At 44.8% G+C, this 17,323-nt stretch carries 11 protein-coding genes and 2 pseudogenes; 11 read left to right on the top strand and 2 right to left on the bottom strand.

Going from position 1 to position 17,323, the window contains the following annotated elements; genetic code table 11:
• Positions 1 to 649 precede the first annotated feature (649 nt).
• The 7 genes from QUA36_RS28780 (at position 650) to QUA36_RS28750 (ending at position 9,518) form a co-directional block, all read left to right on the top strand.
• Complete coding sequence (locus QUA36_RS28780) at positions 650 to 1,216, top strand: photosystem I assembly protein Ycf4 (protein WP_333216027.1); 567 nt, start codon at positions 650 to 652, stop codon at positions 1,214 to 1,216.
• A 498-nt stretch (positions 1,217 to 1,714) separates the two neighbouring features.
• Positions 1,715 to 2,500: a peptidylprolyl isomerase gene (locus QUA36_RS28775; RefSeq protein WP_445301467.1), complete on the top strand. Its 786-nt coding sequence runs from the start codon at positions 1,715 to 1,717 to the stop codon at positions 2,498 to 2,500.
• Between the two features lie 283 nt (positions 2,501 to 2,783).
• Entirely contained in the window at positions 2,784 to 4,019 is a 1,236-nt protein-coding gene (locus tag QUA36_RS28770; protein ID WP_333459881.1) for a beta-ketoacyl-ACP synthase, read from the top strand.
• Positions 4,020 to 4,356: 337 nt separating this feature from the next.
• Complete coding sequence (locus QUA36_RS28765; protein ID WP_333164144.1) at positions 4,357 to 5,466, top strand: ATP-binding protein; 1,110 nt, start codon at positions 4,357 to 4,359, stop codon at positions 5,464 to 5,466.
• Between the two features lie 185 nt (positions 5,467 to 5,651).
• Complete coding sequence (gene mutL, locus QUA36_RS28760) at positions 5,652 to 7,529, top strand: DNA mismatch repair endonuclease MutL (protein ID WP_333459880.1); 1,878 nt, start codon at positions 5,652 to 5,654, stop codon at positions 7,527 to 7,529.
• 167 nt (positions 7,530 to 7,696) lie between these two features.
• The gene (locus QUA36_RS28755) at positions 7,697 to 8,521 is read left to right on the top strand and encodes a transglutaminase family protein (protein ID WP_333459879.1); all 825 of its coding nucleotides are present in this window, start codon (positions 7,697 to 7,699) and stop codon (positions 8,519 to 8,521) included.
• Positions 8,522 to 8,831: 310 nt separating this feature from the next.
• Positions 8,832 to 9,518: an alpha/beta hydrolase gene (locus tag QUA36_RS28750; protein ID WP_333164136.1), complete on the top strand. Its 687-nt coding sequence runs from the start codon at positions 8,832 to 8,834 to the stop codon at positions 9,516 to 9,518.
• 159 nt (positions 9,519 to 9,677) lie between these two features.
• On the opposite strand, the gene QUA36_RS28745 is transcribed toward QUA36_RS28750, so the two are convergent.
• Positions 9,678 to 10,142, bottom strand: a complete 465-nt coding sequence (locus QUA36_RS28745; RefSeq protein ID WP_333057572.1) for an SRPBCC family protein — start codon at positions 10,140 to 10,142, stop codon at positions 9,678 to 9,680.
• 147 nt (positions 10,143 to 10,289) lie between these two features.
• On the opposite strand from QUA36_RS28745, the gene QUA36_RS28740 reads away from it, so the two are divergent.
• Positions 10,290 to 11,381: a transposase gene (locus tag QUA36_RS28740; RefSeq protein WP_333459878.1), complete on the top strand. Its 1,092-nt coding sequence runs from the start codon at positions 10,290 to 10,292 to the stop codon at positions 11,379 to 11,381.
• A 209-nt stretch (positions 11,382 to 11,590) separates the two neighbouring features.
• Positions 11,591 to 13,267 carry a mechanosensitive ion channel gene (locus QUA36_RS28735; RefSeq protein ID WP_333164130.1) on the top strand — a complete coding sequence of 559 codons (1,677 nt, stop codon included), beginning with the start codon at positions 11,591 to 11,593 and terminating at the stop codon, positions 13,265 to 13,267.
• Positions 13,268 to 13,517: 250 nt separating this feature from the next.
• On the opposite strand, the pseudogene QUA36_RS28730 reads toward QUA36_RS28735, so the two are convergent.
• Positions 13,518 to 13,953 (bottom strand): annotated as a pseudogene (locus tag QUA36_RS28730) (ISKra4 family transposase); the annotation flags it as partial.
• A gap of 101 nt (positions 13,954 to 14,054) precedes the next feature.
• Here QUA36_RS28730 and QUA36_RS28725 point away from each other — a divergent pair.
• Positions 14,055 to 15,651, top strand: a pseudogene (locus tag QUA36_RS28725) (IS1182 family transposase).
• A gap of 201 nt (positions 15,652 to 15,852) precedes the next feature.
• Positions 15,853 to 17,010 (top strand): NF041680 family putative transposase, encoded by a 1,158-nt coding sequence (locus QUA36_RS28720; RefSeq protein ID WP_333459877.1) that lies wholly within the window; start codon positions 15,853 to 15,855, stop codon positions 17,008 to 17,010.
• Positions 17,011 to 17,323: the final 313 nt, after the last annotated feature.

The following is a 17,323-nucleotide window of genomic DNA, read 5'->3' as shown; positions in this document are numbered from 1 at the left end:
CGATCGCGTTTGAGCCAGTCGTCGAGTACATCAAATATGCCTCTTTCGGTCTGGGCGCGTCCGACTGCGATTGTCATAAAAAAAACTGGGTAAGTGGGAAACGAGCGTGTCTTCTGACCTGAGAGGAAAACAACGCGGCGATTTCAATCGCCTTGAATCTTTCCCCTTTCGGGGTTGGAGGGGTATGGTTGCCCCTTCGATGAGGTATGGTTGCCTCAGTCTCCCTTGTGGGGTAATGTTCGCCTCGACCTGGTTATAAAGGCTTGTTAGACCTGCGACACTGTTTCAGTGACTTTAAAACTGTTGAATCGCAGGTGACAGAGCGGAAAACTGGCGTCGCATTCGCCGGTGTCGTGACCTAAATAACGTCTCCTCTTGCGAGGGGTCTGGTCAGAACAGCTTGCAATTTCTTACAAGCTCAGTGGCCTTAGCCCTTAGTTCCTGACTGCGGTAAAATCCTTTTGCTTGTTAAAAAACTAAGGTTTCTAATTAAACTTAACATAAGTATATATTAGAAGTTCAGAATTTTTCAACATAATTAGCAGGAGTTGATACACAATGCCGATCGGTCGATCGCGATCTCGTCAGCGAAGCGTGACGCTCGGTGGGCTAATTGAATTAAGATTTGGCTTTAAGGCTGTTTAATTTTATGACTGCAAAAACAATGACCTCGATCGATCCTGTCCTGCGCTACCCGGTTTTGGGCTCCCGCCGCTTCAGCAATTACTGGTGGGCGACGGTGGTCAGCATTGGAGGGACTGGTTTCCTGCTGTCGGGCATTTCCAGCTACTTGCACGTTAACCTGCTGCCTTTTGCTGACCCGACTCAGCTTGTTTTCATCCCCCAAGGCATTGCGATGGGTTTCTACGGTGTCTGTGGCGTGCTGTTGGCGCTCTACCTGTGGCTGACTATTCTCTGGGATGTCGGTGGCGGTTACAACGAGTTCGATCGACAAACTGGTAACATTCGGATCTTTCGCTGGGGTTTTCCCGGCAAAAACCGCAAAGTTGATTTTAATTGCAAGACATCGGACGTGCAATCTGTGCGGGTGGACATTAAAGAAGGTCTCAATCCCCGCCGCAGTATTTATCTTAAGCTCAAAGACCGCCGTCAGTTTCCCCTGACTAGAGTCGGACAGCCGATTGCTTTGTCTGAAGTGGAAAATCAAGCCGCCGAATTGGCTCGATTTTTGCAAGTTCCCCTAGAAGGACTTTAGGGATTTTCGATTTGCGATTTGATATCTGAGATTGGTAATGTCTCGTAGGGTGCGCCGGGCCGCGCACCTTACCTACCTGGTAAGTGAAAAAGATCGATCTGCGAGTAAGCCCGTTACCAATTTTTGAATCTATCAATTAACCATACTTCAATAGTCCGGACAGTTTTTGGAACCCGACTACAAGCTTACGCGGGGCAAGGATCATAATAAAGTCGAATTAAATGCCCCGTCAGGGGTGGATCGGACATTGATTTAATTATCCACAGTGGCTCAAATTCCTACAGAATAAGCCATTGGGCCATATAAAAACTGTCCGGACTATTGATACTTGCGAAAGTTTTTGATTGCAAACCGTAGAATAAGGGTTTCAAGGCTCCAAGGCCAGTTCGCTATCAAAGGAAAATCGCTGGTTTTAGACTACGAACTAAAAACAGTCCGGACTATTGAATTAAAATCTTTAGTTGCAAAGTCCGTAATTGACTCAAAGTGAAAATACAAATGCAAATGCAAATCAAAATTCAGCGGTGGTTGTTCTCACTTTTAATAATTGGTGCGTTATTTGTCGGAGGATGCAGTAATTCCCCTGTGGCAAACTCGACTCCGACATCGAATCCGGCGTCGGGTGAAAATATTTCTTTGTCTCCGTCTCCTTCTCCTGCTGCTGTAGCGACGAGTTCGCAATTTAGCAATTTGCCACGCTTGGAAGGAAAAGCAACGGTGGTGATGACGGTTAAAGGTTCTCCAATTACGATCGAACTCGACGGCACAAATGCGCCAATTACTGCGGGCAATTTTGTCGATTTGGTTCAGAAAGGAGTCTACGACGGGCTGGTATTTCACCGAGTCGTGCGGGAACCTCAGCCTTTTGTAGTTCAAGGCGGCGACCCCCAGGGTAAAGACCCTAAATTCCCTACAGCGCGACTGGGAACTGGCGGTTTTATTGACCCGAAAACTTCTGCTGAACGCAGGATTCCTCTGGAAATTAAAGCTAAAGGTGCTGCCAATCCGACTTACAGCGCGACGTTAGAAGAAGCTGGGGTTAAGGAGAAACCCGTGTTGATGCACAGTCGCGGGGCTGTGGCTATGGCTCGATCGCAGAGTCCTGATTCGGCTTCTTCTCAGTTTTACATTACTTTGACCGATGTACCGTTTTTGGACGGTAGTTATGCGGTTTTTGGGTACGTGAAGCAAGGGATGGATGTTGTTGATAAGATTGAAGCGGGCGATCGCATTGAGAAGGCTACTGTTACTCAGGGTTTGGAAAATTTTAAGCCTGTTCAGTAGTCAATAGTCAGTCGTCACTCGTCATATCAATTCCGGTTGCACAATGGAGATAATTGTTGACGGTTGGCTGTTGACGGTTGACTGTTGACTCGGGGTCGAAAAACTCAATGGTTGTTGAGTGTTGACTGTTGATTCGATTTTATTATTCCGATGCAACCGGAAACGATATCAGTCGTTGGTCGTTGGTTAGTAGTTAATAATTAGTTCCAATCATCAATAACTAATGATTAATGACTAATGACTAATGGCTAATGACTAAAAATTTGGGAAGCTGAGGGCAGATGTGGATGTTGTTGTTACGGGAATTGGCCTGGTTTCTGCTTTAGGCACTCTGGATTGTAGCTGGAAAAGATTGTTGTCTGGGGAATCAGGAATTCGGCAACATCAACCTTTTATAGAACTTGAACGACGACCTTTGGCTTTAATTGGCACAAAACCTGTCGATTTAATAAGTTTAATTCGGCAGGTTTTAGCAGATGCTTTGCAAGATGCTAATTTGACTTTGCCTTTGCTTGAGTGTGGGATTGCGATCGGTTCTAGCCGAGGTTTCCAGGCAAATTTGGAACTGTTGGCGAGGGAAGGAAGAGGGAAGAAGGAAGAAGGAAGAAGGAAGAAGGAAGAGGAAAGAGAATTCTCAATTACCGATTCGCAATGCCCAATTCCCAATTCCCAATTCCCAATGCCCAATTCCCAATTCCCAATTACCGATTCTCAATTTGTGAATTTTTTGCCTCACATGGGGGCGATCGCAGCGGCGAGGGCAATTGGTTCGACGGGGCCGGTACTGGCACCGATGGCTGCTTGTGCGACGGGCCTACAGTCGATCGCCCGTGCTGTTGATTTAATCCGCACTGGTGAGTGTCAGCGGGCGATCGCAGGTGCTGTGGAAGCGCCTATCACACCGCTGACTCTGGCTGGATTTAGCCGGATGGGTGCTTTGGCAAACACAGGGTGCTATCCCTTTGATGAAAATCGGGAAGGCTTTGTGCTCGGTGAAGGCGGGGCTTTATTTGTATTAGAGTCGGCCGAGTTGGCAAGGCGTCGTGGTGCTAAAATTTACGGTCGAGTTTCCGGTTTTGGCTTGACAAATGATGCTTGCCATGCTAATGCCCCGGAGCTGGGGGGGGAAAGTGCGATCACGGCGGTAAATCAATGTTTGAAACGCAGCCATTTAGCGGCGATTGATATAGATTTTATTCATGCTCACGGTACTGCAACTGAGTTAAATGACCGACACGAAGCATTGTTAATTGAGAAGTTATTTCACCCAGGAGTTGCTGTTAGTTCGACTAAGGGGGCGACGGGTCATACTTTGGGAGCTTCGGGAGCTTTGGGCGTGGCTTTTTGTTTGATGAGCATTAAATATCAGATGTTACCGCCTTGCGTGGGAATGAAAAAACCGGGGTTTGAATTAGATTTTGTTCGCTGTGCGCGATCGGCTATTGTCAGAAATGCGGTTTGTTTAAGCTTTGGCTTTGGCGGGCAGAATGCTGCGATCGTTTTATCGGGCGAGCGTTAATTTTTGTAAACTCGGTCGATCGACATTTAAATTACACGATATCTCTACAGTTAAAATCTTCTGATGTAGCCAGAAGACCCGCCCGCAGATCGAATTTAAATCTCAAAAACAGTACAATATTTATGTATTTTAGTCAATTAACTGAGAATTTTGCTGAGATTACTGCTGCTGCTGTCCTAGTCTGACTCTACATCCCGGCGCTAATCCTTGCGTCAAAGCCTCGGAGGTCAGAAAATAGAGGCAGATTAAAGCAGTATTGTATTTGATTAACGCACCGATTCCGATCGGCGAAAATAGAAGAAAGAAACGGTTTAAATTAAGTCTCAGGTATTTTAACATGGATCTGGCATCTCATCGATTTATGTCTTATTTTGAACCAGAGCAAGCTGCTCACCTTTGCCAAATAGCTGTTTTGGAGAGTTTTGCTGAGGAAACGCTGGTTTTTGAGGAAGGAGAAAAAGCGGATTTTTTCTATCTAGTTTTAGAAGGTAAAGTCCAGTTTAGTAAGCGAATTGAAAACAATAAATATCAAACTGTTGCTGTGGCTAAGCCAGACGATTATTTTGGCGAACTCGGAGTTTTAGACGGAGAGCCACGCAGTGCTAGAGCTGTGGCAGTTGCAGGCTCGACTTTGGCAAAAATAGCCCGTGAAGAACTAATAACAACTCTCCAGTTTGCTAAAGGCAGTTCGGTACTGCAAATGTTTGGTTTCATTACTAAAAATTTACGGGATACCACGGATCAATATGTTAGCCAGTTGGTACACAAACAAAAAATGGTATTGGTAGGAGAAATGGTGAGTACAATTATTCACGATTTCAAAAGTCCTTTTACTGGAATTAAACTCTCCAGTGAAATGCTCAAAGAAATGCACCCAGATGAGGAAACTCAGGAGTGGTGTGAACTTATTCAATTGCAGGTTCATAGAATGTTGGGGATGGCTGAAGAAGTATTAGAATTTTCGCGCGGTAATTCTGTATTACATAAAAAACCAATTAATCTAATTCAGACATTGCAGCAGTTTGAAAAGTTGAACAGAGTTTATTTTGAAGCAGCCAAAGTAGATTTAGTAGTACGGGTGACAGAAGTAATAGTGGAAGCGGATGAAAATAAGATTTTGCGCGTTTTACAAAATTTAGTTGGGAATGCTGTTGAGGCTTTTGGCGGAAGAGGGGGTCGGGTGGAGATTGCGGTGACACAAAGTGACGAGTGGGCAGAAATTAGCATTTACGATAACGGCCCCGGCATTCCACCGACAATTAAGGAAAAGTTATTTGAACCGTTTGTGACTTATGGCAAGCGGACTGGTACTGGGTTGGGAACGGCAATTGTTAAGTCCATCGTTGAGGCTCACAAAGGGAAAATTACTTATGAGTCAGAGGACGGAAAAGGCACAACTTTTTACATCTGTTTGCCGAGAAGCATGGCTTTAGCAGATCAAAATTAAGTAGGTAGGAAGATATATACTTAGGACTTTCTCACTAAGCGTCAGAAGAGACTTGGTTGATGAGTAGATATCTTGTTATAAAACAATATTTTTCTAAGAAACCGGGTTGAAGAGCGTAAGTCCTAATACTGTGTAGCGGTTTGCATAATCAAGTAGAATTAAATTAATGAAGCGCTAAAAATCTGATGCCAGTTACTATTCAAACCTTACCCACAGAAGTTATCAATTTAATTGCCGCCGGCGAAGTGATTGACTCGATCGCCGCGGCGGTAAGAGAATTAGTTGAAAATTCTCTGGATGCTGGCGCAACTCGCATTGTTGTTTCTGTCTGGCCGGAACAGTGGCGGGTGCAAGTTGCAGATAATGGTACGGGAATGGATCTGGAAAATTTGCGGCAGGCGGCTTCGCCTCACAGTACGAGCAAAATTACCACGGAAGCAGACCTTTACAAAATTGATACTTTGGGATTTCGTGGGGAAGCTTTGCACAGTTTAGCTCAGTTGGGCTGTTTGGAGGTTTTGAGCCGATCAAATGATTTGGGATTGGGGGATTTTTCGGAAAATCCAGAGTCGGCGCAAACCCCCGCCAAATCTTCCTTTAACAAGGGGGGATGTGGAAATGCTCGATCGGGCTGGCGGGTGGTTTACAATAGCGCGGGCGTTGCTGTGGAGGTGGAAACAGCCGCGATCGCTCCGGGTACGGTGGTGACTGTTGATAATTTGTTTGGCAATTGGCCTGTGCGCCGCAGTTTTTTGTCACCGACACAGCAAATGCGATCGATCCAATTAACCCTTCAGCAAATTGCTATTTGTCACCCGCACGTTAATTGGCAGTTGCGTCAAGGAAACACGCCTTGTTTGCACGTAACTCCTGGTAGCACAGCAGAACATATTTTACCTCAATTTGTGCGCGGCGTGCGTGCGAGTGATTTGCAGTATTTAAAGTTAGATTTGCCTGCGAGTCCTCAAAATCTAAAAGCAGCAAATTTATTGGTAGAAACTCAACTTGTTGGCGCTACAGTTAAATCTAATTACCAATTCCCCGTTGCTACTTCCAAATTCCAAATGCCCACTTCCCAGTTGTTAGAATTAGTAATTGGTTTGCCCGATCGCTGTCACCGCAGGCGGCCCGATTGGGTGAAGGTGGGGGTAAATCGGCGAGTTGTGCGATCGCCCGAATTAGAGCAAACTATTCTCAGCGCCTTTGCCCGCACTTGTCCGCGCGATCGCTATCCCGTGTGTTTTGTTCACCTGCAAATATCCCCTTCGGAAATCGACTGGAACCGCCACCCAGCTAAGGTGGAAATTTATCTGCACGATCCGAGTTTTTGGCAAGAACAAGTTAGCGCGGCAATTGCTCGCGCTTTGCACCTGAATGATGATGTTTTGCCTGCTGTCCCAATGCCCGAACGAGTGGGAAAATTGCTGAAGGCATCGGAACAAAAAAGTGCTTACAGTGTTGGGGTTTCGGCTAGGCAGAATGAGGACGGCGGCGAAGAGGCAAAAGGTAATAAAATAGCATTGATGGAATTGAGGGCGATCGCTCAAGTTCACAATACTTACATTGTTGCCGAACATTCCAGCGGAATTTGGTTGATAGAACAGCACATCGCTCACGAGCGCGTTTTGTACGAGCAATTGTGCGCGGCTTGGCAGCTAAAATGTCTAGAGAAACCAGTAATTCTCAGTCAATTATCGGCGCTGCAAATAGAGAATTTATCCCGATTGGGTTTGGAAGTAGAAAGTTTTGGCGAACAGCTATGGGCTGCCCGCGAAGTTCCTGAATTGTTAGCCGATCGAGATGACTGTGCGGATGCGCTTTTTGAACTCAGTAAAGTCGCAGATTTACAAGCGGCTCAAGTTGCGACTGCTTGCCGTAGCGCTATGCGAAACGGTACTCCTTTGAGTGTTTCCCAAATGCAAAATTTGTTGGATGAATGGCAGCAAACTCGCAATCCGCGCACTTGTCCTCACGGCCGCCCTATCTATTTTGCTTTGGAAGAATCGACTCTGGCTCGGATTTTTCGCCGCAGTTGGGTGATTGGTAAAAGTCACGGGATTTGAAGGTTAAAAGTTAAGCTGTAAGGTGCGCGTTACATACAAGACTGTTTTTTTTAACCGCAGAGGGCGCAGAGAACGCAGAGAGGAAGAGAAGAGAGATGTTTTTAATATTTTTTTGGGCAACTGGATATTCGTATAAAATGTCAATTAAAATCAAATAAATCATAAATATGGATTTTCCGATCGCCCGACAACTCTTTTATCGAGAAATAAATCAGCCTGATGGCTCGATCGACCTGGGGAAAGCTGCCCTTTATATGGCTTTGGAAGAATACCCAAATTTAGAGCCAGAGGAGTATCTCAACGCTCTCGACACGATCGCAGATGAAGTGCGCGATCGCCTGCCGGCACAGAATTATCCGCTGCGGATTATTCAAACTATTAACGGCTATTTATACGGGGAGTTGCAGTTTGCGGGCAATGATGCTGATTATTATGACCCCCGCAATAGCTTTTTGAATGAAGTGATCGATCGGCGTACTGGTATTCCGATCTCTTTATCTTTGGTTTATTTGGAGGTTGCTAAGCGGATTGATTTTCCGATGGTGGGAATTGGGATGCCGGGACATTTTTTAATTAGACCGGATTTTGAAGATGCTGGTATTTTTGTTGATGCGTTTAACGGCGGCGAAATCTTGTTTCCTGAAGATTGTCAAGCCCGACTTTCTCAAATTTATGGTCAACCTATGGAGTTGCAGCCGACTTTTCTCGGCCCGGTAAGTCGCCGACATTTGTTGGGGCGAATGCTGGGAAATCTGAAGGCGATTTACTTGCAACAGGGAGATGCTGTGAGGGTACTCTTGGCGATCGAACGGATTTTGCTGCTGTTTCCCGATGCGCTGGGGGAACGGCGCGATCGCGGAATTCTCTATTATCAATTGGGACGCTTGGTAGAAGCGCGCCACGATTTGGAACTATACCTGAGAAATGCTCCGAATGCTCCTGATGCTGCTAGAATTCGCCAATTGGTCGATCGGCTTGATCGGGATCTTTGAAGTTAAATTCGCTAGATGTCGCACAGCACACTATAAGACATAAAAGTGACAATCAATAAACTGCTGCCCGACGACCAAATTTCGCGTTTATCATTTTTGCAAAGGTATCTAAATTTGTCAAAAAGCTAAGCATAACATATTAGTTGTAAATTAACACCTATCTTTTGATAGGTTGAAATTGCTGGACTTGACTGTAAAATCATAGGTCATTTACGGACATCCCGATTCGACTTTCCCGACTGATATCCGCACTGATATCCGCACTGACGAGCAATCTAAAAAGTATTTTGACGTAAAGAGGAACAAACTCATGAACTTTCAGTTTCAACAACGTTATCTCAACGGAATGCAACCGCTGTCAGCCCATTTAACCAAAAGAATGTCAAAGTCTTTATCATTGGGTTTGGCGCTTTTGCTGGGAACAAGTGCAGTATTCCTAAGCAGCGGCAAAGCCTTTGCATTAGATAATGTTACCGTAAAATACGGTGCTGTTGACGTAACATTACCGATGAGCGACTTGCAAAGCTTTGCACAAAATGGCCAAGCATCATCTCAACTGCAAAGCGTTCTTAGTCTTGCGAAACAAACTCCCGAGTCGATGCGCGAAATATTAACGCGAGAAGTGCCTTTAGATTCCCAATTAGTAGCGCGGCTAGCAAGCACTTATTTTGGGGAAATTGTTTTCAAACAATTGGGGGAGGTTGCTTATGCGCCGGCAACTCGGCTGCAAAGCGCGCCCGCACTGCGCGATGCTTTAGTCGCAGCTTCCAAAGATGGCAAAATATCGCTGATTGAAGTGATGCAAAATTACAGCCCTACTGCCTTAGAAGTTGACGGCAATCAAGCGATGGTTATTTACGAGCGAGTGATTAAAGATGTGCAAGATTTGCAAGCTTTGTATCAGAATTCCCCGGCTTTGCAAAATACGGCTAACCAAGCCGTGAATTCGGCGAGAGAAATGATTTGTCAGCCCAATCCATCGGGAAGTGCGAAATAAATAACTGAAGTTGGAGGGAAGGGGTAATGGGAAATTGGGAATTGGGAATTGGTGCTTTTTTCCTATTAGCTCTAACTTTCAGCTATTAGCAATTACTCATGACCCATTACCAATTCTTCGGCTATGCGAGGGTAAAAGTTCCCAATTACCCATTATCCATTACCCCTTACCCATTCTTTGAGATAGTTGCTCTGCTACCCGCTTGAGTCTGCGGAGTTGGTCTTTCATATCTTTTTCTGTCCAAGGGGCTGCAAAGCGATTGAAACCAAATCTAATTAAACGATTGGGAATTTGAAATTCAAAGCGGTTAATCAAGAGAGTTCCTTGGATTTGCGGCTGGCATTCCCAACGATCGCATCCTTTGAAAAATCCGTCAAACCCCCAAACAATTAAACCGGGTTGTCGCTCCAACACAACACTCTCTAAAGAGGGTTGCAAAACAGGAATTTTTATGATAAATAAGCTGCGACTTCCTACGGCAGTATCCCATTCGCCCTGGGGATCGCAGCGTAGCAGGGGATTGAGCCACTTGTGCATTAAAGTGCGATCGACTATACATTGCTCCACCAGAGTAGCAGCAGCGCGAATTTCAATGGATTGCTCGAAAACTTGACGAATTGACATGAGAACCTGCAACAGGGAGGGTATTACAAAACTTTGCTTACTTGATAGTCCTTTATTTACTTGTAACGTCAATTTTTCCAGAAATTAAAAGATTGACACACTCATAAATACAGTGTATCATCTTGAATTAAAGTATATATACCGATTATGGAGTTAGTCGAAAGGCACATCATTAAACCAAATCATAGGTTTTATCGAGAAGCCGATAGACTATCTTTGCTGTGCAAAAAACTTTACAATAGCGCTAACTACATCTACCGTCAAAACTTTTTCGCTAGCCAACAAACAAACGCTCTGGCTGTTTATCAGGCGCTCAAAACAAGTCCTGATTACAAAGCACTGCCCGCAAAGGTAGCACAAAGCACGATCGGCTTACCCCTCAAAGCATGGACTAGCTATTATCTGGCGGTGCGAAACTATCAGGAAGACCCAACTAAATTTAAAGCCGCCCCGAAAATCCCTCATTACAAAGGTTCAAGAGAGCGAAAAAGAGAGGACGGGCGCTATGTAGTTGTATTTAATTGTCAAGCTGTTAGCAAAAAATCCTTAAAAAAAGGATATGCTCGTCCCTCTGGGACTAATATTTGGTTGCCCTCAAAAGTCACCTCGATTCGGGAATTCCGGATTGTTCCCAAAGTAGGTTGTTATGTTGTCGAGGTGCTCTATGAAAAGTTAGAACAGCCTTTACAAGTTAATCAGAGAGTAGCTGCCCTAGATTTAGGATTAAACAATCTGGTAACATTAACCTACAATATTCCTGGGTTAGTACCGACAATCTACGAGGGACGGAGTGTTAAGTCAAGAAACCAATACTGCAATCAAGTTTCATCGGCACTGAAATCATTGCTGCCCGTAGCGCAAAAAAACAGTAAAAAACTCGCCAAATGGTGGCACAAGCGTAACTGTCAAGTGGATTACTACCTCCACACGACGAGTTCCGCAATTATTAAAGAACTCGTCAATTATCAAATGGGCTTGCTGGTTATAGGGTGGAACCAGGATTTTCAAGATGGGATTAATACTGGTATGATTAGAAATCAAAATTTTGCCTGTATTCCCCATCGCCGGTTTCTGCAAATGTTGCATTACAAAGGACAACTTGCGGGAATTAAAGTTGTGTTAGTTAAGGAAAGTTACACCTCTAAATGTTCAGCTTTGGATTTGGAACCAATTCAACAACATTCCGACTACATTGGCAGTAGGGTAAAAAGAGAATTGTTCAGAATCCAAACTGGATAACTAATAAATGCCGATGTGAACGGTTCTTTGAATATTGGCCCCAAAGCAGTCGGAGATGGGTTGATCCCAAATTCGATGGAGGGTTTTGTAGTTAACCCAGTACATTAAAAGTGTACAAACATTAAATTTAGGCGATGTCTAGATTTTTTGGAACTATTATTAAAGTTTCGTCTTCTCCTTGTCAAATGTGACGTTAACCTGAGAAAAAAATGAATGAAAGTTGGCAAGAAATAACTAGACCCATATCGGACCCAATAGCGGCTTTTTCCGATCGCATTTTGGCACAGGCCCAGCCCGCAAATCCGCTGGCACAGGCAGAGCGCGGAATTAACAATCTCTTTCAGGGCTCAAACATTGAAAATCTCCTCTGGGCCGTCGGTATCCTGCTAGTTGGCTTGATAATATCAGCCGTCGTATCATCTGTAGTCGGGGGATTGCTCAAGAAGACTACGATCGACAATCGGCTGGCTGCTTGGATTACCGGCCGCCCGGAAGGAGCTGAAACCCCGCAAGTGGAAAAATGGATTTCCACAGCGGTGTTCTGGATCATTTTTATCTTTTTCCTAATTGCCTTTTTCGACCGTCTGAATCTAACGGCTGTCTCGCAACCGCTCAATACTTTTCTCAATCAAATTACCGGTTTCTTGCCGAAGTTAGCCGGCGCGCTAATTTGGTTGGGGATTGCTTGGGTGTTGGCGACAGTCGCCAAAATGGCCGTATCGCGCGTGATGCGGACTTTGAGCGTAGACGAGCGCTTGAATCAGGAGGTGGGCGCAGCGCCCACTGAGCGCCCTTTGCTGCTGAGCGATACTGTGGCGAATGCGCTGTACTGGTTCATTTTTCTGCTGTTTTTGCCGCTGATTCTCGACTCACTGGAAATGCAGCAGGCTCTGCTGCCAGTGAATAATTTGCTCAACCAAATTCTGGCGGCAATTCCGAAAATTCTGGAAGCTGTGCTGATTGGGTTTGTGGGCTGGCTGCTGGCTATGGTGGTGCGGCGGATTGTCACGAATCTGTTGGCTGCTTCTGGGGCGGACAGTTTGGGCGCTCGGTTTGGAATTTCGCGGACTTCTAGCGGACAATCTCTGTCGTGGATTGCCGGGACGATCGTCTATGTTTTGATTTTGATTCCAACGGCGATCGCAGCTCTCAACGCTTTGGACATTCAAGCGATTTCGCAGCCTGCAGTCGCGATGCTCAACGACATTTTGGGCGCGGTTCCCAAAATTTTCACGGCAGCGCTGATTCTGGCGCTTGCTTACATTTTGGGGCGCTGGGTAGGCGATTTGGTTACTAATATCCTGACGGGAATTGGCTTTAACAATGTCTTTTCTTGGTTGGGGGTGCAGCCACCGAAACAGTCGCTGAGGCTACCGCCAAGTTCGATCGATCCGGAGGCAACGATTCTTCAGGAACCGGAACTTCCTACCCGCACGCCTTCTGAGTTTGTCGGCATTGTGGTGCAGGTGGGCATCCTGCTGTTTGCAGTGGTGGCGGCTACCGACGTGCTGCAAATTCCAGCGCTGACGGCGATTGTTAGCGGTATTGTCGTAGTTGCGGGTCGGGTGCTGGCCGGTTTGGTGGTATTTGCGATCGGCTTGTATTTGGCGAATCTGGCGTTTAGTTTGATTGCCAGTTCTGGAACTCGTCAAGCGCGGCTTTTGGGCCAAGCGGCTCGGATTGCGATTATTGCCTTTGTTTCGGCCTTGGCCCTGCAACAGATGGGCATTGGCAGCGATATTGTGAATTTGGCTTTCGGGCTGCTGCTTGGGGCGATCGCAGTTGGCATTGCTCTAGCTTTTGGTTTGGGCGGGCGCGAGATTGCGGCCGACCAAATTCGCGAATTGTTAGCGTCGTTTAAACAAGATAAGACGCCACGTTTGTAATTCTATAAAATGGCGTTTGTACTTGACAAACGCCATTTTTTTATATTTTTTATTAAATAAATGAATTGCTAGACTGCCTGAATGGCGTTAATCACATTTTGACGCAGGTCGTAGCTATAAGCTTTTGCCATTTCTTAGGCTCCTGTAAGGAAAAAACTTGTATTTTATGTCCTAATTGTCTTAGCAATAGCTATTCTAGAAAAGAAAGTTTATGGACTTCAACTGGGTGCATCTCAGTTTGGCAAATACATCAAATTGAAAGTTGACCGTTGAGATAAGCACAGCGAAGAGCAAGGATAGACGAAACGTTCTCAATCTTCCATTGCGCTCCCGATATTTTCACCCTTAATCCAATGCGTTTAATTAGTGATTCAATTGTTCCCGAACCAATCGAACTTATGGATTCTTCTTTGTAGTATTGGTAATTAACTATTCGGCAGCGATGAGTTTCTAAATAATTGCAAAACGTTTTAAATGCTTGACCTTTAAAGTTTTTAAATAATTTTATAACTTCATCAACTTTGCCTTTCCACAACATAGTTTCTGCTGATTTCAATCGTTTTATTGAACCCCCTACCTTGTAGAGATTTTCTTGTTCGATGATACCAATCTAAGATTTCTTGTCTTTGTTCATTGTCTCCAATTTCTTTAAATATGTTCCAAATCCCGGCATGACCATCCCCTAGGGCGTCGGTTCAGTATTAGGAGTTGACAAAAAAAACTGAAAATGATATGTGAATTGAAAAGCCTGTTAAATTCTGACAATCAGGAAGAAGGAAGAAACCTTATGCGCCCTCCCTTATGGCATCCTCCAATTGAACTCTCAGAAACAGAAGCGTTGATTATCAAGCGCATTAAACGAGCCAAGTTATTCACGTTTCTAAGGGCTCAACCGTTCATTCATATTTAATGATGAGTTTCAAGAAGAACTTGCTACAATTTTTAAAGACAGCACAGTAGGTCAGGGCCCAGTTCCTCCTGCACAAATTGCTCTGGCAATTATTCTGCAAGCCTACTTAGGCATTTCAGACGATGAAGTAATTGAAGAAATGCTCATGGATCAACGTTGGCAGTTAGTTCTCGATTGTCTAAAGTGTGAAACTCCCCCTTTTAGCAAAGCCACTTTGGTGAGATTCAGAAATCGCTTAATTAAAAAAGAACTAGACCAACGTTTAATTGACCGCACCGTAGAAATTGCCAAACAAAAAGGTGGATTTGGCTCATCTCAACTGAAAGCAGCTTTAGATTCCTCACCTTTATGGGGAGCTGGTAAAGTCGAAGATACATATAATCTCTTGGGTCATGCTTTACGTAAGGCGGTGAGTATGATAGCTGCTGTGCAGGGGCGGGAGCCAGCAGAAATTGCCCTGGAAGCAGGTGCACCCATCCTTAATAGTTCCAGCTTAAAAACGGCTTTAGATTTAAACTGGGATAATCCAGTAGAGCGTCAAAATGCACTCTTAATTATCCTAAGTAGCTTAGATTCTGTGGAAGAATGGATGCAAAGCCAGTCTGATTGTGATGAATTTGAAGTAGTTCAAGAGACTCTGGATGTTGCCCGAGTCATTGAATCTCAGAATGTAACTTTCGACTCACAAGGCGTTCCGAGTTTAAGTAAAGGGGTCGCCAAAGATCGTCGCATTTCTATCGAAGACCCCGATATGCGGCATGGGCGTAAAAGCCGCTCTAAAAAAATAGATGGATATAAACGTCACGTCCTCAAAGATTTAGAGAGTGGTGTAGTTCGCGCGGTGGCGTTGACACGCGCCAATACTCCAGAATCCGCTGCTACAATTGACCTAGAACGTGACTTAAAATTTCAAAATATTCACCTATCTGAGTTACATATCGATCGGGCTTATTTATCTAGTCACTGGGTGACACAAAGGAATGATAAATTACAGATATTTTGCAAGGCGTGGCCAGTCAAAAATTCTGGACGGTTTGATAAAAATTCTTTTTTCCTTGACTGGGATACGCATTTAATTCGCTGTCCCCATCAGGTAAGTATCCCATTTGAACCGGGGAAAACTGTTCATTTTCCTCAGAATGAATGTACAATTTGCCCTCTGAGGTCTGGTTGCACGAATAGTAAAAGAGGACGGACTGTATCAATTCATCCTGATGAAGCCTTAATGCAAGAGTTGCGAGCACGTCAATCCACTGCTATTGGTCGCCAAGAATTGAGAAAACGTACTACAGTTGAACACTCTCTGGCTCATATTGGCCATTGGCAGGGGAATCGTGCTCGGTATCTTGGACTGCGGAAAAATCTCTTCGATTTACGGCGAGTCGCTGTTGTTCATAATCTTCATGTCATTGCTCGAATGGAGCAGGTTCGGCCAATTACACCAGGCATAGAGTCGAACTCATGCACTGGCTAATTTCATAAATTCCTTTTTTTGTCAACTCCTAATACTGAACCGACGCCCTAGGCAATACATAGGATGTAGTAATTTTTGTAAGGATTCAGGTCTAAGATTCTGGAGTTTAGACTAAAAAAGAGAGAACGGTGGCAAAAGAAAAACTTGAGCCACCGTTAAGGAGAGAATGAGGGTGAAAAATAAAACCCATCCACTCCCTAAATGAACAGTGAACGATTAAAGGACTTTCGTCAAGCAGCATACGAGTTATTGGTGCGAGCGAAGGATGCAACATTCGAGCTGATAGATGCAGTGATGACCACCAGGAATGCGTCATGTTTAGCGGAATTTTCGCTCAGTCCGTTATTCAGTCGTCAATGGTCAAGCATATACGAAGCCTTACAAGACAGTAGGCCAGACCGGAGAAAACTAATGGAGTTGTATATTAAGCAATTAGAGCAGGAAGCACCTGCAATGGAACATATGTTAGTAGCAATCGACCATACCGCATGGGGGAGACCAGATGCTAAAACATTAAAAGACAGAACCCATGAATATCAGGGGGGGGTAATTATTGGACAAGGATACAGCACAATTGCGTGGATACCCGAAGCAGAAGGAAGTTGGGCACTACCGTTGCTGCACGAACGGATTAGCAGTGCAGAATCCCCAATACAAAAAGCGGCAACACAACTGAAGCTGGTCTGCCAACAGAGCGTCAATCCAGTATTAGCAGTTTTAGACCGAGAATATGGCAATGCAAGTTGGGTACTAGCGATAGCAGATATTGAAGCTGATTGTTTAATGAGAGTCCGAAGCAATGCCTGCTTGTGGTCAGCACCACCAGCCTATAGTGGTCGCGGCAGACCACGGAAACACGGGTCCAAAATCAAGCTCAACGACCCAACCACATGGCTCGAAGCGGATACTGTGATTGAAATTGACGAACATCCGCAGTTGGGACAAGTCCGAGTTAGGCAATGGCTTGACTTACATTTTTATCGTGCTGCAGGACAGAGAGTCAATTTAATCCTTGTGGAAAGAATGAATTTCATGTCAAGCGGTCAGCCGTTTCCACCCTTGTGGTTGGCTTGGGTCGGAGAGCGCACTCTACCCTTAGAAACTGTTTGGTTTAAGTATTTACGACGTTTTGGAGTCGATCATTGGTATAGATTTGCTAAGCAACGATTACATTGGACATTACCTAACTTAAGAACTCCCGAACAATCAGAGCGGTGGAGCGATTTAATGCCGTTGATGAGTTGGCAACTCTGGCTGGCTAAGGACTTAGTGGTCGAGAATCGACTGCCTTGGCAATCTGAAGCGTATCAATTTAACTCCTGGACGTGTTGCCCAATCAATGTTGTCGATTTTAGTTGACATTGGTACTCCGGCTCAACTGCCTAAACATAGGGGAAAATCCCCTGGTTGGGAAAAAGGAAAGGCACGTACTAAAGCACCGTACTATCCCACTGTTAAAAAACGGGTTTCTCGACGCAAAAAATCTTCAAAATTAGCTGTTTAATCTTCTACCTCTTGAGTTGTTGAGTAACAGCTTGCCTTCTAGTAAAAGGCAGCTACTTTTAGCTGCGACCATTGTTTAGTCTAAACTCCAGTTAGAAGAATACAAAGACCAACAAAGTAACGAAAGAGGATTTAGATTTTTAAAAGATCCATTATTTTTCACATCGAG

The organism is Microcoleus sp. Pol10D4, from assembly GCF_036701555.1.
GTDB lineage: Bacteria > Cyanobacteriota > Cyanobacteriia > Cyanobacteriales > Microcoleaceae > Microcoleus.
The sequence above is the reverse complement of the archived record's forward strand: the minus strand, read 5'-3'. Positions and strand labels throughout refer to the sequence as shown.